Raw genomic sequence first — 13,385 nt, 5'->3', positions numbered from 1 at the left:
TTTAGGAGTTGAATGAGTCGCATGCGAAAACGATCGATCGGCAAGCTGGCTGGCGGTGCGGCGGCCTTGTTCATCGTCACCTCCCTCAGCCTCGCGCTGGCGCCGTCGGCGCATGCGGAGGATTTTTTCTCGGCGCTGTTCGGCGCCTTCGGAGCGCGCCCTCCCCAGATCCGGATGCCGTTCCCGAACGACGACATGCCGCGTTACGATGTGCCGCGCCAGCGGGCCGCCTATGGCGGCGGCGCGGCCTATTGCGTGCGCGGCTGCGACGGCCGCTACTTCCCGGCGCAGGGAGCCGATGCCGAGAGCAAGGCACAGTCCTGCAAGAGCTTCTGCCCGGCGTCAGAAACCTCGCTGGTCTATGGCAGCAATATCGACGATGCCACGACGGAGAACGGAAAATCCTATTCCGAGCTGCCGAACGCATTCCGCTATCGCAGCGAGATCGTCGCGGGCTGCACCTGCAACGGCAAGGATCCCGTGGGGCTCGCCCAGATCAAGGTCGAGGACGATCCCACCCTGCGCAAGGGCGACATCGTCGCGGGCAGCGACGGCTTGGTGGTCGCCAACCGCAACGCCAACGACCGCCGCGGCGTCGCGATGAATTTCTCCCCGCTGCCGCAGTCAGTGCGCGCCAGATTCCGCCAGGTGCCGGTGGTGGCGAAGGAGTAGGGGCCGCGACGTCGAATGGGGCGCGGCGCTGCCTCCCCAATCTCCACTGTCGTCCCGGACAAGCGAAGCGCAGATCCGGGACCCATAACCACAGGGAGCAGTTTGGCGAAGATTCGTCGTTGCCGGCTCGCGCCGCAACTTCTCACTGTGGTTATGGGTCCCTGCGTTCGCAGGGACGACACCGAAGGTGTAGTTACAGCCTTCTCTCCAACCCCAACCCTTACGCCGCGCGGATCCTGCCCAGAAAATCGCTGACCTGATGGCCGAGCTGGCGACTTTGCGTCTCCAGCATCTCGGAGGCCTGCTTGACGTTCTCCGCCGCGCCGGCCGCGGTGTCGGCATCGGCCTTCACGCCGGTGATGTTGTCCGAGACGTTCTTGGTACCCTGCGCCGCATATTGGGTGCTGCGGGTGATCTCCTGGGTCGCCGCGCCCTGTTCCTGCACGGCGGCGGCGATCGCGGTCGCGACCTCGTTCACCTCGCCGATGATGCCGCCGATGGTCTGGATCGCGTTGATGGCGTCGCCCGCGACCTTCTGGATGTCGGCGATCTGCTCGGAGATTTCCTCGGTCGCCTTCGCGGTCTGGCTCGCCAGCGACTTCACCTCGGAGGCGACCACGGCGAAGCCGCGGCCGGCTTCGCCGGCGCGCGCCGCCTCGATCGTGGCATTGAGCGCGAGCAGGTTGGTCTGCGCCGCGATGGTGTTGATCAGGCCGACGACCTCGCCGATGCGTCCTGCGGACTTCGCCAGCCCCTGCACCGTTCCGTCGGTCTCGCGGGCCTGCGTGACGGCGCGGCCGGCGATGCCCGCGGCATGGGCGGCCTGCTGGCTGATGTCGTTGATCGAGGCGGAGAGCTCTTCGGCGGCCGCCGCAACGCTGTCGACGCTCATGGAGGCGTCATTGGAGGCCTTGCCGGCGATCTCGACGCGGTCATTGGTCTGGCGCGACACGGCGGACAGATCGCCCGAGGTCTTGCGCATCTGTCCGGAGGCCTCGCTCAATTCGCCGAGCGTCTTGCGCACCATGCCCTCGAACTCGCCGACATAGGCATCGACCGCGCGCTGGCGCGCGGTCGCACCCGCATTGCGCTCGCGCTCCTGCTGCTCGATCTTCAGCTTCTCGGTGGCCTGCTGCTTGAAGGTTTCCAGAGCGCCGGCAAGCGCGCCGATCTCGTCCTGGCGGTCGAGATAGCCGCTGTCGACGGCGAGATCGCCGCCGGCAACCTTCAGCATGGCGTCGCGGATGGTGTTCAAGGGATGGATGACGCGGCGGCTGACCAGCATGATGGCGCCGACGGCAAGGCCGATGGCGAGCATCAGCAGGCCCAGCTGCAGGATGAGCGCGCGCTGTGCGGAACTGCGCTGCTCCAGCGTATGGGCTCGCGCGGCGTCGAGGGCGGCTTCCGCCACCGTGACCGCGCTCGCCAGGCGGCCGACCGTGACCGGGCTCCACTGATTGGCGGTCATCTCGGCCTTTTCGCCCTTCACCAGCGTGTCCGCGAGGCGATCACGCAGGGCGAGATATTGCGGCTCGAAATAGGCAGTCTTGACCGCGGCCATGGCGGACGCCAGCGCAGGCGGCAACTGCATGCCCGAGCTCGACAATTCCAGCGCCTTCCACATCGCCGCCGTGCCGCCGACATATTGGGTATAGGTCTGGCGGGCCTCGGGCGTGATCTTGCCGGCGGCAAGACCCGTCGCGACGATCAGTGAGGCTTCGCCCGCGGTGTTGCGCAAGAGCCAGGCGTTCTGCTTGATCGACAGCAGCTGGTCGATCGCGGCGTCCTGGTGGTTGACGGTGGCGGCCAGCACGTTGGAGAGCTTGTCGAGCGTCTCGAGCAGGCCCTGCGTCGTCTCCATGTATTCCTTCGGCAGGCCGGCGCGGCGCTGGTCCTTGGGCTTGGCGACCTCTTCCCAGAACTGCTTCTGCTCCTCGCCCAGCAATTTGTGGAGGCGCGCGAGCTCCGGCACCAGCGTGCTCGACTGCGGAAAGTCCATGGCCGGCAACAGCTCCAGCGCACGCGCCATCGCGGGCATTTCGGTGTCGCGGATTGCGCGCAGATATTTGTCGATCTCGGCGTCCATCGGCTCGGTCGCGTTCAGCAGCCGGTTGGTGGTGGAGCGGTCGGTGCGCAGGCTGTGCATCGCCTTGAACAGATCGGCGGAGGCGTCGGCGATCTGCGATATACGGTTCGCGGTCTTCAGGCGATCCCAGGACGCGTAGGCGGTGAGCGAGAGCGCGATCACCACGCAGGCCGATGTGATCGCGATCACCGCCTTCAGCAGCGCGGACACGGTCAGACGATTCAGCATCGAAGTCCCCCAATTCCCATTTCAAAAGGTCGCAAGAGGTGCCCCGGCAACATCGAAAACGGGGGCGGTGGCATCGGCAATCGCACGTCGCTTGCGGCTCGCGGCGCAGGCGGCATCGGCATCAGAAAGCAAAAGGGTAAAATTTTAGGCAGTCGGCCCGATCGTAGAAGTACGTAAGTACTAGAAGTTGCAGTGGGTTGCCGCCATGGAACCAGGGCGGGCGAGCGGCGTTAGGACCTCATTGGAATTTGCCTGAAGGGGGCTCAGCGATGCTGATCGGGGTACTCGTCACCTTTCTCGTCGTCATTCTTGTGCTTTATCTCATCAACATGCTGCCGATGGACGGCCGCGCCAAGCAGATCGCGCGCGTGATCGTGATCATCATCGGTGTGGTCTCGCTGCTGAAATACCTCACGGTGTTCTAGGCCGCCAAGGGAGACCTCCCGGCTCTGGCGGGGAAGGCAGCAGAAGTTTTGTCATCCAAGACAGTTGTCCGTCGATGAAACCACCGGCTCGTGAGCCATCACGCACACGAGAAGGAGTTTCACGATGGACGATTGACGCAAGTCCAAGCCACAGCCTGCGGGCCACTCCAATGGGCGCCGAGCCGCAAGCATCATCCTTCTGACGTCTTGCCCTCCGCGACCTGAGAGCAAACAACAGGTCGTGGGTGCATTGCCGGTGGCAGCGCTGCCCATGATCGAGCCTCGTGCCGACCAATCGGCAGCGATCTGTTGCTGCCGGCTGACGGCCGATTGGCGTTGCACGGCGGATCGCCGCGCGATCGTTTGATAACATTTATTATGATATATTTCCTTAATTTGAATGTTAATTTCGGTCGCTAGAGACCCGCCTACCGTCGCAAACATCGACCGAGTAGGAATAGGCATTCTTCCATGAGCAATGACGACATCGACCGCGCTGGAAACGATCGTTCCGGCAGCAGCATTTCCACGCGCCACGTGATCGATCGCCGCGCGGTCCTTCAGGGCGCCGCCAGCCTGTCCGTGCTGGCGCTTGGCGCGGGCGCTGCAAAGGCGCAGACCAGCGCTCCGTCATTGACCAGCTTCACGATCGCGGTGCTGCCCGACACGCAGTTCTATTCGCGTTACGCGACGACGGACGAAAGCCAGCAATTTCAGAAGGCCTATGGCTCAACGCCATACGACGCGCAAACCCAGTGGATCGCCGACAACGCGGCGAAGTACGGCATCCGCTTCGTCATCCACCTGGGCGACGTGGTCGACCAGCAGAACAAGCCGAACCAGTGGATCATAGCCGACGCGGCGATGAAGAAGCTGGAAGATGCCAAGGTCCCTTATTCGATCCTTGCTGGCAACCACGACGTCATCGTCGACACCGACTACCATAACGCATGGGATCAGAATTCCGGCACCGACGCCCAGCGCAGCCTCAATGCCGAGCCCTATTTGAAGTGGTTCCCGAGCAGCCGCGCGGCGCAGCAGTCGACGTTCCGCGAGCGAGACAGCAGCGGCTTCCACGAGTACCACATCTTCCAGGCCAGCGGCGTGAAGTTCATGGTGCTCTCGCTGTCCTGGCGCATTTCGGACGGCGCCATCGCCTGGGCGCGCGACGTGATCGATCGCAACCCGTCGCTGCCGGTCATTCTCTCCAACCACCAATTGCTCAACATCGACAGCGACGGCCTGTCGCCGCTGGAGACCGATTACGGCAAGATGCTGTGGGAAACGCTGATCCGCGACAAGGATCAGATCTTCATGACGTTGAACGGCCATTACCATGGCGCGGCGTATTTCTCCAAGATCAACAATTTCGGCAATCCGGTCCACCAGATGGTGGTCGACTACCAGATGGATTATCAGGGCGGCAACGCCATGATGCGGCTCTACGAAGTCGACTTCACCAACAACAAGATCGATGTGATGTCGTTCTCGCCCTGGGTGGTGCAGAAGCCGAAGAGCACGCTGAACCAGTTCGATCACGCCGAACTGACGGCGCCGAACAACAGGTTCTCGATCCCAATCAATTTCAAGAGCCGCTTCGCCCGGTTTACGCGGTTCAGTCCGAGCAAGGTGCCGACCGGACCGGCGATCATTCCGACCGTGCGCGCCGACCTGCTCGCCGGTTATGTCGATCCGCCGACGCCGGAAGTCGTGCTGCCCGTGGATACCGAGGACTATCCGCACGTGGCAGATACCGTGGCGCACTGGCGCGTGCCCTCCACGATAGTCGATGGTCAGGTCGTTCCGATCGGCGGGATCCTGCCCGACGTCGCCGGCGGCAACAATCTGATGCGTGCGGCGCTCGTCGCATCCGCCCAGCTTGGCGACGTCGTGTGGACCACGGACAAGCACCGTCTGTCCTCCGCTGCGGGCAGCGTCTCGTTTCTCAATACCGACAATACGGTCGGTCGCCTCAACGCCTTCCTGACGGCGTCAGCCGCGTCGCTCAACGGACGCAGCTTCTGGAACGGCTACACGGTCGAGGCTTTTGTGAAGATCCCGGCCGGCTGGACGGCAAACCTGCACAAATGGGGAAATATCCTCGGTCGTGTGGGCAACCGCGGCAACCTTCCGGGCAACTACTGGGGCGGTGATCCGGAGGCGTCGAGCGTCTTGTTCGCCATCTCGAACCTGCGTGAAGTGCAGTGGGAAGTGGTGCCGGCTTCCGTCTCGCACTACGCGCAGACCAACTGGTCGGGCGAGATCATTCGCGATAGCTGGTATCACGTTGCGATCGTAAACGATCCGTCGACCCTCACCACCACTCTGTACATCGACGGCGCGCCGGTGTTGCGCAACGTGGGCAATGCTGCGATCGGCATGCGCTCGCAGAACACGCCGCAGCCATGGATTCTCGGTGCAGGCTGGTGGAATGGCGTGCTGGCCGACGGCTTCTTCGGTGCGGTCGGAGAGATCCGCATGGTCTACCGTCCGATAGGTCGCGACCAATGGCTGACCGCGCGCCGGACCTGACCTGATTCTGTCGAGGCGACACGAGAGCACCGACAATGTGGAGTTCGTTTCGACGAGTTCCACATTTTCTTTTTTCCCCGCAACTGTCTGAGCGTTTCCACGCGGTTCTGCGATGTGTGGACGGCCGCTCGTTGAGGCCTGCATCGAGCGAATGGTTGTGGCCGAACGCTGCGGGCAAGGCGTGGCGGGCAATCACGATGCTTGCACGCATTCGGTTGCAATCCGGACCCCGTGATCACAGCATTCACATAACAAATAACGTACCATCAAATTTATGATATATCGCGATGCAATACGGACGCTCTCGCAACCTTTTGCCGTGGACCGGCGGACGACATCCGCTGTCGGCACAGTTTGAATGAAGGCGATCCAGAACTATGGCTGCTCCCGTTGTAAAAGTCGGCTCCGAACTCTCCGTGAACACCAATGCGACCGGCAGCCAGGAGGCGCCGACCGTCACCGGGCTCGCCAATGGCGGCTTTGTGGTCACTTGGGATGATGCCAGCGGAACGCTGGGCGATGCCAGCGGCACCGGCATCAAGGCGCAGGTCTATGCGGCAGATGGCAGCAAGGTTGGTTCGGAATTCCGCGTCAACACCCAGACCACCGACGGCCAGCTCGCGCCCGTGATCACGGGCCTTTCCAATGGCGGCTTCGTCGTCACCTGGTTCGACAACAGCCAGACGCTCGGCGACAGCGAGGGCACCAGTATCAAGGCACAGGTGTTTTCGGCCGACGGCACACCGGTCGGGTCGGAAACCCTCGTCAACAGCTCGACGTCCTATTCGCAGTTCGCGCCGACCGTCACTGGTCTCGCCAATGGCGGCTTCGCCGTGACCTGGACCGACGACAGTGGCGAGGGCGGCGACGACGACGGCACCAGCATCAAGGCGCAATTGTTCGCGGCCGACGGCAGCAAGGTTGGCTCGGAATTTCTCGTCAACACTGAGACCAGTGGCAGCCAGGACAACGCGACCATCACCGGGCTGGCCAATGGCGGGTTTGTGGTGACATGGGAAGATCTCAGCGGAACGCTCGGCGATGGTGATGCGACCAGCGTCAAGGCGCAGATGTTTGCGGCCGACGGCAGCAAGGTTGGCTCGGAATTCCTGGTCAACACCGCCACCACCTCCGACCAGCTCAAGCCGACCATCTCGGCGCTGCCCAATGGCGGCTTCGTCGTGACCTGGTACGATTTCAGCCAGGCCGGTGGCGACGGCAGCGGCAGCGCCATCAAGGCGCAGATCTATGCGGCCGATGGCAGCAAGGTCGGCAGCGAATTCCGGGTCAACACCACGACGGCCAACTCCCAGTTCACGCCGACGGTGACCGCGCTCAGCAACGGAGATTTCGCCATCGCCTGGCAGGACTGGAGCGGCGCGGGCGGGGATGCCAGCGGCAGCAGCATCAAGCTGCAGGTGTTCACCGCGGATGGGCGCAATGTCGGGTCGGAATTGCTGGTCAACACCAGCACGACGTCCAATCAGCTGCATCCTTCGATCACCGCCTATGCCGACGGCCGCTTCGTCGTCAGCTGGCAGGATGCCAACGGCACCGACGTCAAGGCGCAAATGTTCTCGGTCGATACCGTCAAGCCGGTGCCGGTGCTGTCGGCCGTGGATGCGACAAGCCCGTGGGTTGCCGGGCTCTCGGGTTCGGTTGACGCCGACGCCGCCGGCCAGACCCTCACGTTGCGCGACGGCACGTCGCAAAACGCCGGCTGGAGCACGACGGTGACGGTCGGGAGCAACGGTGCCTGGAACGCCGAGCTGTCCTGGGACCAGTTCAACACTGCGGTCGATCTCGTCGTCACCGACGCCGCCGGCAACACCGGCGTCTCGAACTACGTGTACGGCACCGCCAGCGGCCGCACCTTCGGCGCCGGCAGCCATCAATACATCTACGGCACCGCGACCGATTACGTCATCGGAGACGGTGCGCAGCAGCAGGTCTATGCGGGCGGAACGGTCATCGGCACGACGCTGAACGCCGGCGGCGTGCAGATCGACTGGGGCAACGCCATCGGCACGACCATCGCCGGCGGTACTCAGTATGTCTGGGGCACGGCCAGCAACACCACGATCGTTTCGGGTGCGCAGTACGTCGGTGCCGGCGGCAGCGCCAGCGGCACCACCATTGGTGCGGGTGGTCTCGAATACATCCACGCCGGCGCCACGCTGACCGACGTCACCTTCGGCGGGGCATCGGCGAGGCTGGTGCTCGACCAGTCGTCGGCCTTCAGCGGGACGATTGCCGGCTGGCAGGATGGTGTGGAGCTCGACCTCGGCGACATCGCCTTCGGCGAAACCACCTCGCTCGTCTACGCGGCAAACGCCGGGAACACCGGCGGCACGCTGACGATCACCGACGGCGCTCATACCGCCTCGCTCCTGCTGCTCGGCCAATACAGCGCCGCGGACTTCGCTCTCGCGGCGGACGGCCATGGCGGTTCGCTCGTCACCAATCCGGTAGATCAGCCCCAGGCCCTGCTTTCCATTTCGCACGCGGCGTAAGCCGGGAGCGAAGCCAAGGCTGATCGGCAGGCGTCAGGCCGCCGCCCCAGCCACCTTCCGATCGGGCAACGAGAAAAGCCCCGGCCTGGGCCGGGGCTTGGTTCGAAGCCTGCTTCAGTGCAGCGACTTGAGCCAGTCGTCGACGTCCTGACGAACCTGGTCCTTGGCCTTGCCGTAGCGTTCCTGGATCCGGCCCTCGAGCTGCTCGCGACGACCCTCGATCAATTGGAGATCGTCGTCAGTGAGCTTGCCCCATTTCTCCTTGGCCGATCCCTTGAACTGCTTCCAGTTTCCTTCGATCCGATTCCAGTCCATGACCATCTCCCGTTGGTTGATGGCCGTACAACGCGACCGTCGCGCGGCCGTTCCGCGGCGGAGCGTGACGTTTCGTCCGCTGCGGGCCGGCGTTTCCGTGGGCGCCGGAGGAGCGCTATGGCTTCTTCAACGCCGCGTGCGGCCGGCCGAAATCGGGCGCCGCCGAATCCTGGCCGATCTCGACAATGCCGCGGCGGATCGCGCGGGTTCGGGTGAAGTGATCGAACAGCGCCTCGCCGTCGCCGCGGCGGATCGCGCGGGTGAGTTTTGCCAGATCCTCGGTGAAGGTGCCGAGCATCTCCAGCACGGCCTCCTTGTTGGCGAGGAAGACGTCGCGCCACATCGTCGGATCGGACGCCGCGATGCGGGTGAAATCGCGAAAACCGCCCGCGGAGAACTTGATCACCTCGGACTCCGTCACCTGCGCCAGCTCGTCGGCGGTGCCGACGATGGTGTAGGCGATCAGATGCGGCAGATGGCTGGTGATCGCGAGCACGAGATCATGATGATCAGGCGTCATGACCTCGACCTTGGCGCCCATCGCCGCCCAGAACGCGCGCAGATGCTCGGTGGCCGCTGCGTCGGTCCCTTCCGGCGGGGTGAGGATGCACCAGCGGTTGATGAAGAGCTCGGCGAAACCGGAATCGGGCCCCGAATGCTCGGTGCCGGCGACCGGATGCGCCGGCACGAAATGAATGCCTTTCGGCAGATGCGGCGCCATGTCCCTGACCACCGCGCCCTTGACCGAGCCGACATCGGAGATGATCGCGCCGGGCTTCAGATGCGCAGCGACCTCTTGCACGACCTCGCCGCAGGCGCCGACGGGAATGCAGAGGATGACGAGATCGGCATCCTTCACCGCTTCCGCATTGCTCGCCACGACCTGGTCGACGATGCCGAGCTCGACCACGCGTGCGCGCGTCTTCTCCGAGCGCGCGGTGGTGACGATCTCGCCGGCCAGTCCCTGGAGCTTCGCAGCGCGCGCGATCGAGCCGCCGATCAGGCCGAAGCCGATCAGCGCGACGCGCTGGAAGTGCGGGTTGGTGCTCATTTGCCGGCCATGAAGTCGCGCAGGCCCTCGACGACGAGGCGGTTGGCCTCCTCGGTACCGATGGTCATGCGCAGCGCATGGGGCAGGCCGTAGTTCTTCAAGGCGCGCAGCACCAGCCCGCGCTTGGTGAGGAAGGCGTCGGCGTCATCCGACGTCTTGCCCTTGTCGGTCGGGAAGTGGATGAGGATGAAATTGGCGACGCCCGGCGTCACCTTCAGCCCGAGCTTGCCGATCTCCTCGCTCAGCCAGTTGCGCCAGGTCTCGGTGAACTGCTTCGACATCGCCTGATGCGCGGTGTCCTCGATCGCCGCCACCGCGGCATACATCGCCGGCGTCGACACGTTGAAGGGACCGCGGATGCGGTTGACCGCGTCGATGACGTGCTCGGGCCCGAACATCCAGCCGATGCGCAGCGCGGCGAGGCCGTGGATCTTGGAGAAAGTGTGCGTCACCACCGTGTTCTCGGTGGTGGCGACGAGCTCGATCCCCATCTCGTAGTCGTTGCGCGAGACGTAGTCGGAATAGGCGGCGTCCAGCACCAGCAGCACGTGCGAGGGCAGGCCGGCGCGCAGCCGCTTGACCTCGTCGAACGGCAGATAGGTGCCGGTCGGATTGTTGGGGTTGGCGAGCCAGACCAGCTTCGTGCGCGGCGTCACCGCCTTGAGGATGGCATCGACGTCGGCGGTGAAGTTCTTCTCGGGCGCGACGACATTCTTGGCCCCGTTCGCCATGGTGGCGATCGGGTAGACCAGGAAGCCGTGGGTGGTGGAGATCGCCTCGTCGCCATGGCTGAGATAGGTGTGCGCGAGCAGGTTGAGGATCTCGTCCGAGCCCGCACCGCAGATGATGCGGTTGGGATCGAGCCCGAAGGCGCGGCCGATGGCCTCGCGCAGCACGCGCGAGGTGCCTTCCGGATAGTCCTCCAGATGATCCGCCACGTGCTTGAAGGCCTCGATCGCCTTCGGCGAGGGCCCGAACGGCGTCTCGTTGGCCGAGAGCTTGAACACCTTGCGGCCCGGCTCCGGCACCGGGCTCTTGCCGGGCGTGTAGGGCGCAATATCGAGAATGCCGGGATTCGGCACGGGGCGGGACATCTTCAACTCCGGAATAGCTTAAGCGGTACGCGATTTACGATTTCGGCCCGGTCGGGGGCACCGTATAGCGCGTTGCGTGGCTGCCGACGAGGGCCGTGGAGCGCACCGAGGCCCCCGCCTCGATCAGGGCAGCCCTGATCTTGTCGAGGCTGCTCGCCGCGGTGACCGAGACCAGCAGCGCGGCGCCATCGAAGGCGGTATCGGGCACCGCCACGATCTCGGCCAGCGGCGACAGGGCGCGCGCGATCTCGGCGTTCCACCCTGACACACGCACGCTGAAGGTCTCGACCTCCGTCACCATGGCGCTGTCGGCGACGCGGGAGACCACGAACACGGGCAGCGCCGCCGGATGGTCGGCACGCTCGACGAAGGGCAGCCGCGCGATGATCTTCGGCGCGCCGGTCTCCTCCAGCGACAGCCACCACGGCGTGCGGCTGGAGGTCGCCGAGACCAGCGCCAGGTCGCCCTTGGACTTCGCCACCGCCTCGACCGCCGCCTGCGCGCTGAAATGCGCGACATAGGGCACCGTAAAACCGAAATGGAATCGCGCGGAATCGCGCATCGCCGGCTCGCTCACCGAGATGTCGGCGTGCACGGAGAACGGCGCCTGCACGTAGGTGAAGGTCGAGATGATGACGCGCCAGATGCTCTCCACCGTGTCGAGCGGCAGGATGCCGCGATGACGCTGGACGAGGTCGCGCATCATGGAGGCCTCGCGCGCCGGGCGGAACGCCGAGCCGACCTCCTGGGTCTGCTTCACCTGGATCAGGCGGTCGATGATGTCGCCGCGCTGCATCAGCAGGCGATGCATGCCCTCGTCGATCGCGTCGATCTCCTTGCGCAATTCCTGGAGCGATGGTGGCGCGGGCGGACGTTGGGACATATCTGACAGATGCTGTTGAGAGGCGTTCCAATGCGGGTCGGTCAACGCGATTGATAAGGTCGGACCCGCTGCGGTCAATGTCCTGATTAGGCAGTCGGGGCGGCGAAAGCAAAGAGAAATGACGGCCTCTTTGGTTGGCGGGACAGAGGCAAATCCGGTTCATCCGGACCGCGACTTGACGAAAACCGCCCAAGACAGTAAGTTTTTGCCTGTTCCGTGGTCATTTGAGCCGGCCGGCTTGCAGCCACGTTAAAAAACTCGCTAAACAGGCCGGGGACGCTTCCGATCCCGGCCGAACCTATCGTTCAGGCCGGGTTTTTCATGGCCTGATGTCAGTAGCGATCTGAAGTCTGATCGCCAACGAGGTCGATGGTCAGAGATGGGCAGCGTCACGTCGATTCCGAGTCCCGCGATCAGTGCCGACGATCGGTCGCACGAGGTGGATCATCCAAGTTCGCAAGTCGCGCATTTCGGCGCGGACCAGCCGCTGCGGCTCGATTGCGGCATCGATCTCACCCCGTTTCAGATCGCCTACCAGACCTATGGCGAGCTCAACGCCGACCGCTCCAATGCCATTCTGATCTGCCATGCGCTGACCGGTGACCAGCATGTCGCCAATGTGCATCCCGTCACCGGCAAGCCCGGCTGGTGGGAGACCCTGGTCGGCCCCGGCCGGCCGCTTGATCCGCAGCACTACTTCATCATCTGCGCCAACGTGATCGGCGGTTGCATGGGCTCGACCGGGCCCGCCTCGATCAATCCCGCGACCGGCAAGGTGTGGGGCCTGGATTTCCCCGTCATCACCATTCCCGACATGGTGCGCGCGCAGGCGATGCTGATCGACAGGCTCGGCATCGACACGCTGTTCGCAGTCGTCGGCGGCTCGATGGGCGGCATGCAGGTGCTGCAATGGACCGCGGCCTATCCGAGCCGCGTCTTCTCCGCGCTGGCGATCGCCTGTTCGACGCGGCATTCGGCACAGAACATCGCCTTCCACGAACTCGGCCGCCAGGCTGTGATGGCCGACCCCGATTGGCACAATGGCGGCTATGCCGATCGCGGCATCCATCCGCATCGCGGCCTCGCCGTGGCGCGGATGGCCGCGCACATCACCTATCTCTCCGACGCGGCGCTGCATCGCAAGTTCGGCCGCCGCATGCAGGACCGCGAGCTGCCGACCTTCTCCTTCGACGCCGACTTCCAGGTCGAGAGCTATCTGCGCTACCAGGGCTCGTCCTTCGTCGAGCGCTTCGACGCCAACGCCTATCTCTATCTGACCCGCGCGATGGACTATTTCGACATCGCCGCCGACCATGGTGGCGTGCTGGCGAAGGCGTTCGCCGGCATCAAGACCCGCTTCTGCGTGGTCTCCTTCACCAGTGACTGGCTGTTCCCGACCTCGGAATCGCGCGCGCTGGTGCATGCGCTGAACGCGTCGAGCGCGCGGGTGTCGTTCGCCGAGATCGAGACCGATCGCGGCCACGACGCCTTCCTGCTCGACGTGCCCGAATTCTTCGACATCTCCCGCGCCTTCCTGCATTCGGCGGGCAAGGCACGCGGGCTCACCTCCAGGGACGGCTGACAAG

At 64.5% G+C, this 13,385-nt stretch carries 10 protein-coding genes and 1 riboswitch; of the genes, 5 read left to right on the top strand and 5 right to left on the bottom strand.

Annotated features, from left to right (window positions below; all coding sequences use genetic code 11):
• The first annotated feature begins 21 nt into the window (after positions 1–21).
• On the top strand, positions 22–672 hold the full coding sequence (locus tag GPL20_RS06765; RefSeq protein WP_157328808.1) for a DUF2865 domain-containing protein: 651 nt from the start codon (positions 22–24) through the stop codon (positions 670–672).
• Positions 673–892: 220 nt separating this feature from the next.
• On the opposite strand, the gene GPL20_RS06760 is transcribed toward GPL20_RS06765, so the two are convergent.
• Positions 893–2,986: a methyl-accepting chemotaxis protein gene (locus GPL20_RS06760; protein ID WP_157328807.1), complete on the bottom strand. Its 2,094-nt coding sequence runs from the start codon at positions 2,984–2,986 to the stop codon at positions 893–895.
• Between the two features lie 269 nt (positions 2,987–3,255).
• Between GPL20_RS06760 and GPL20_RS06755 the strand changes: the two genes are divergently transcribed.
• The 3 genes from GPL20_RS06755 (at position 3,256) to GPL20_RS06745 (ending at position 8,456) form a co-directional block, all read left to right on the top strand.
• Complete coding sequence (locus GPL20_RS06755; RefSeq protein WP_130363252.1) at positions 3,256–3,411, top strand: Thivi_2564 family membrane protein; 156 nt, start codon at positions 3,256–3,258, stop codon at positions 3,409–3,411.
• A gap of 471 nt (positions 3,412–3,882) precedes the next feature.
• Positions 3,883–5,943: a LamG-like jellyroll fold domain-containing protein gene (locus GPL20_RS06750; RefSeq protein WP_157328806.1), complete on the top strand. Its 2,061-nt coding sequence runs from the start codon at positions 3,883–3,885 to the stop codon at positions 5,941–5,943.
• A gap of 377 nt (positions 5,944–6,320) precedes the next feature.
• Complete coding sequence (locus tag GPL20_RS06745) at positions 6,321–8,456, top strand: beta strand repeat-containing protein (RefSeq protein ID WP_157328805.1); 2,136 nt, start codon at positions 6,321–6,323, stop codon at positions 8,454–8,456.
• 114 nt (positions 8,457–8,570) lie between these two features.
• On the opposite strand, the gene GPL20_RS06740 is transcribed toward GPL20_RS06745, so the two are convergent.
• The 4 genes from GPL20_RS06740 to GPL20_RS06725 form a co-directional block, all read right to left on the bottom strand.
• The gene (locus GPL20_RS06740; protein ID WP_026312563.1) at positions 8,571–8,771 is read right to left on the bottom strand and encodes a CsbD family protein; all 201 of its coding nucleotides are present in this window, start codon (positions 8,769–8,771) and stop codon (positions 8,571–8,573) included.
• Positions 8,772–8,886: 115 nt separating this feature from the next.
• Complete coding sequence (locus tag GPL20_RS06735; protein WP_157328804.1) at positions 8,887–9,822, bottom strand: prephenate/arogenate dehydrogenase family protein; 936 nt, start codon at positions 9,820–9,822, stop codon at positions 8,887–8,889.
• Complete coding sequence (gene hisC, locus GPL20_RS06730) at positions 9,819–10,916, bottom strand: histidinol-phosphate transaminase (protein WP_157328803.1); 1,098 nt, start codon at positions 10,914–10,916, stop codon at positions 9,819–9,821. The genes GPL20_RS06735 and hisC overlap by 4 nt, the downstream gene beginning before the upstream one ends.
• 34 nt (positions 10,917–10,950) lie before the next feature.
• Positions 10,951–11,799 carry a chorismate mutase gene (locus GPL20_RS06725; RefSeq protein ID WP_157328802.1) on the bottom strand — a complete coding sequence of 283 codons (849 nt, stop codon included), beginning with the start codon at positions 11,797–11,799 and terminating at the stop codon, positions 10,951–10,953.
• A 206-nt stretch (positions 11,800–12,005) separates the two neighbouring features.
• A riboswitch (SAM riboswitch) is annotated at positions 12,006–12,085 on the top strand.
• Between the two features lie 93 nt (positions 12,086–12,178).
• On the opposite strand from GPL20_RS06725, the gene metX reads away from it, so the two are divergent.
• Positions 12,179–13,381 carry a homoserine O-acetyltransferase MetX gene (gene metX, locus GPL20_RS06720; protein ID WP_157328801.1) on the top strand — a complete coding sequence of 401 codons (1,203 nt, stop codon included), beginning with the start codon at positions 12,179–12,181 and terminating at the stop codon, positions 13,379–13,381.
• The last annotated feature ends 4 nt before the right edge of the window (positions 13,382–13,385 follow it).

This window comes from Bradyrhizobium cajani, from assembly GCF_009759665.1.
In the GTDB taxonomy this organism is placed as follows: domain Bacteria; phylum Pseudomonadota; class Alphaproteobacteria; order Rhizobiales; family Xanthobacteraceae; genus Bradyrhizobium; species Bradyrhizobium cajani.
The sequence above is the reverse complement of the archived record's forward strand: the minus strand, read 5'-3'. Positions and strand labels throughout refer to the sequence as shown.

Bases quoted from the DNA above. Each gene is read 5' to 3' on its own strand.
- GPL20_RS06740 (WP_026312563.1), bottom strand. From the start codon at position 8,771: ATGGACTGGAATCGGATCGAAGGAAACTGGAAGCAGTTCAAGGGATCG.
- GPL20_RS06765 (WP_157328808.1), top strand. From the start codon at position 22: ATGCGAAAACGATCGATCGGCAAGCTGGCTGGCGGTGCGGCGGCCTTG.
- hisC (WP_157328803.1), bottom strand. From the start codon at position 10,916: ATGTCCCGCCCCGTGCCGAATCCCGGCATTCTCGATATTGCGCCCTAC.
- GPL20_RS06760 (WP_157328807.1), bottom strand. From the start codon at position 2,986: ATGCTGAATCGTCTGACCGTGTCCGCGCTGCTGAAGGCGGTGATCGCG.
- GPL20_RS06725 (WP_157328802.1), bottom strand. From the start codon at position 11,799: ATGTCCCAACGTCCGCCCGCGCCACCATCGCTCCAGGAATTGCGCAAG.
- GPL20_RS06750 (WP_157328806.1), top strand. From the start codon at position 3,883: ATGAGCAATGACGACATCGACCGCGCTGGAAACGATCGTTCCGGCAGC.
- GPL20_RS06745 (WP_157328805.1), top strand. From the start codon at position 6,321: ATGGCTGCTCCCGTTGTAAAAGTCGGCTCCGAACTCTCCGTGAACACC.
- metX (WP_157328801.1), top strand. From the start codon at position 12,179: ATGGGCAGCGTCACGTCGATTCCGAGTCCCGCGATCAGTGCCGACGAT.
- GPL20_RS06755 (WP_130363252.1), top strand. From the start codon at position 3,256: ATGCTGATCGGGGTACTCGTCACCTTTCTCGTCGTCATTCTTGTGCTT.
- GPL20_RS06735 (WP_157328804.1), bottom strand. From the start codon at position 9,822: ATGAGCACCAACCCGCACTTCCAGCGCGTCGCGCTGATCGGCTTCGGC.